This window comes from Sulfolobus sp. B1, from assembly GCF_007050195.1.
Classification (GTDB): Archaea; Thermoproteota; Thermoprotei_A; order Sulfolobales; family Sulfolobaceae; genus Saccharolobus.
Map to the genome: position 1 here is coordinate 1 of NZ_QIMI01000147.1, position 3,425 is coordinate 3,425.

Annotated in this window: 3 protein-coding genes and 1 pseudogene; 3 read left to right on the top strand and 1 reads right to left on the bottom strand. The window is 29.6% G+C overall.

The features are described 5' to 3' along the window. From DMP16_RS08540 to DMP16_RS08550, 3 genes are all read left to right on the top strand, one after another. The coding region (locus DMP16_RS08540; protein WP_143577098.1) for a glycosyltransferase at positions 1-1,039 on the top strand (1,039 nt) is incomplete at its 5' end. Between the two features lie 65 nt (positions 1,040-1,104). Then, positions 1,105-2,172 (top strand): hypothetical protein, encoded by a 1,068-nt coding sequence (locus DMP16_RS08545; protein ID WP_069284701.1) that lies wholly within the window; start codon positions 1,105-1,107, stop codon positions 2,170-2,172. A gap of 356 nt (positions 2,173-2,528) precedes the next feature. Next, on the top strand, positions 2,529-3,149 hold the full coding sequence (locus DMP16_RS08550) for a hypothetical protein (RefSeq protein WP_069283692.1): 621 nt from the start codon (positions 2,529-2,531) through the stop codon (positions 3,147-3,149). 42 nt (positions 3,150-3,191) lie between these two features. On the opposite strand, the pseudogene DMP16_RS11065 reads toward DMP16_RS08550, so the two are convergent. Further along, a pseudogene (locus tag DMP16_RS11065) lies at positions 3,192-3,425 on the bottom strand (hypothetical protein); the annotation flags it as partial.

The window sequence follows — 3,425 nt, forward strand, 5'->3', positions numbered from 1 at the left end:
GCTCAATGTAGATTGGAAGGTAATTAAGGGGGATAGCGATTTTTTTAATGTTACGAAATCTTTTCACAACGCACTACAAAACGGCGTAGGTAATATAACAGAGGATTACTTTAAAATATATGATAAATGGCAAGAGGCTAACCTATCTGAGGTACCAATGGATTACGATATAATGTTTATACATGATCCTCAACCAGCTGGACTTGTAAGATTTAAGAAAGGCAATAGCAAATGGATTTGGAGATGTCATATTGATATTTCAAACCCTTATCAGCCTGTGTGGAATTTTTTGAAAAAATATATTTCCCAATATGATAGCGCGATCATATCAGTACCGTCATTCGGAAGAGATGATCTAGAAATTCCTCAGTTCATAATTCCTCCTTCAATAGATCCCTTGAGTATTAAAAATAGGCCTATTCCGGATACTACAATATTAAGGATATTACATAAGTTTGATTTGTCTGAGGAAAAACCTTTAGTTACGCAAGTATCTAGATTTGATTACGCTAAAGATCCTTTAGGTGTCATTCAAGCGTATAAAATGGCAAAGAGACATGTGGATATTCAATTATTATATGTTGGAAGTCCAGCTACTGATGATCCTGAAGGTGAAAAAGTATATAATGAAGTTGTTAAAGCCTCACAAGGTGATAAGGACATTCATTTATTATTGTTACCACCCTATAGTGATTTAGAAATAAACGCCTTTCAAAGAGCTTCAACGGTGGTAATGCAAAAGTCAATAAAGGAGGGTTTTGGATTGACTGTTAGTGAAGCCATGTGGAAAAAGAAGCCTGTCATAGGAGGAAACACTGGGGGAATACCATTACAAGTCATTAATGGGATTACTGGATTCTTGGTAAACAGCCCACAAGGTGCTTCGCATTATATTATCTATCTTATAAGAAACAAAAAAGTTAGAGAGGAAATAGGGAGGAGAGCTAAGGAACATGTGAGAAGAAACTTCTTGATTACTAGAGAGCTGAGAGATTATTTAATGACAATATCATATGTGGCAAATAAATTCTCGGAATGATTTTTCTACAAATATTATCAGATGGATGCAAAAATGCTTATAAATATTTAAGTATATGTTATCTAGTGAAAAAATCAGAGTCGACGAAGCTAACGCCAATCAGTGAGATACTTAGAGATAGAGCCAATTTGTTAATCAGCCTGTACCAACTAAAGGATGAAAAGGAGTTCTACGATAATGTGTTTAATAATATTATCAATATGATACAAAGGGATAACTATCTAATTGGAATTGATGCGTGCTTTCTCATACCTTATATTTTGATTAATAACAATTTTACGTTCGTTCATACATCACAAATCTCAAAATTTGAATTTGATAGTTATGAGGAAATAATTGAATCAATAATAAAGAAGTATTTCTCCTTTTTAAACACGCATCATTTAAGACATTTAATAGAATACTTTTTCCCATACTTACAATCTAATTTTGAAGTTGTTCGAAATGGTAAAACAATAAGTTACAAGATAAGGATAGATAATAATATAGATAAAAATGTGATTAAATATTCATTCAAAATGATCGATCTGTTTATAGAGATCCTCAACTTAGGTAAAATCGTATATGAAGATAATTTTGTAAAAATAGAAGCACAAGTTCAAGAAATTATAGACTTCTCTAAGCATAATCAACACGGTGTGAGAATAAGCGATAAAACAATTTTTAAAAGAGATGATATAGTGAAAAAGTTTATGTTAAACATAAATAACCCAAAATCCATAAACAATATTATATTATATCAAGCTTTAAATATATTTGAGATATTGTATAAAAAAAATCTATTTTTCTATGATGTATTATATAGGCTAAGCGAAATATATGATCTATTTGTGGAATTAAGAAAAACCAGTCATATTCTCGCTCCTAGAACTAGCACTCACCCGGAAATCAACTATCGAGCATTAGATATAGAAATTATGAAGAGAAACATAGAATTATTAATATATCTAATTGATCAGAAATTAAAGTTAATACGAATAAATCCTAAAGAATTAATTATATATCCTGTTGGTAGTGAAAATTCACAATATATCCTAAACTTTCTACATTTTATTTTTGGAGAGTCTGCAAAAATCGAATCCAATAATAACTTTGTTAGATTAAGGATTGATACAGAGATATTTTTACAATAGATATCTAAAACTAGCTAAAAGTATGCTCATATAAGCGTGTACCCTTAAGCTTAATAGCTGTACAAGATATTTAGCATTCAAGGAAAAAACTTAGATATATTTAAGTTATAACATGCGTGGTTACGGTAAAATTACATTTATGAACTAGAAGAAACTACGTATAATCTTTTGATATCCTAACACTAAACTAACATAATATAAAGTTAAAGCATTATCAATATTAATTGAGGCTTAAGTAGAAATACTATATAATATAGGGTAACCTCAAACTATTGATTATCGAATGAGGATAATACTAAACATAGAAAAGTCTTAATGAAAAATTTTATAATATGTAAATTAAACGAAAGTCCTATATGAGTTCTCCTTCAGAAACTTCCTCGCATAGCTGGAGGATTGGAAACAAAATATGGGAGGATCTGGACAGGATATGCACGAAACTGAATATGAAGAAGTCTTATCGTTGCACAGATAAAATAATTGAAAGCGCGATAAAATTAATCGACAGTAATTTAGATATTATAGATTTAAACTTCAAAGAGTCGATAATTGGATTAACATATCTTATTAACTCAAATTTTTTTAATGATCTAATAATTTTTTTAATGAAAAATAATGATAAAATAATGATAAAACTCCTTTCCGATAAGATCATATCTTACATAAACAGTAGCCTAGGAGAGTTGGATATTATTGTTGAGAGTGAGAGCGAAAAATGTAAATCGCTGAAAAGAATATTAGGCAGTATTATCATTTCATTATCTAGTTTATTTGGTAGTGAATTGAAATTAAGAGTATTAGGGAGAGAAGAAGATATTAGAAGTATTGAGATATTTTCACCAACAAATAACGTCACCTTGCTTTCGTATTTGAATGATATGATACAAAGATTTTCAGAAAACTATGTTGATATCATAAGACTGAGTGATCGATGTGATAAATCTCAAATATGTATTTCTTTTTCTCTGTGTAGTTGATCTTTTTATGCATTTAAGAAGATCGCTAATAAATCTCTCCAATTACTCATTGAGAAAATCCCTTATTTTTCCCATAATCTTATCTATGCATTCAGAGGAATAATAGATAGTAATTTTATCTTCTATATTTATGATAGTTGAGTTTGGATCTAAGCCTAATCCATTTAAGTTTACCTCATCACTACAATCCTTTTTATGCCTTCTTATCAAATCAAGTATATTTTCTTTTTCTCTAGCAATTTCACCGACTGTTAATCTAAGTAAAGAGGATATTGA

What these genes read in the sequence shown, in the direction of transcription:
- DMP16_RS08550 (WP_069283692.1), top strand. Translation starts at nt 2,529, where the DNA reads ATGAGTTCTCCTTCAGAAACTTCCTCGCATAGCTGGAGGATTGGAAAC.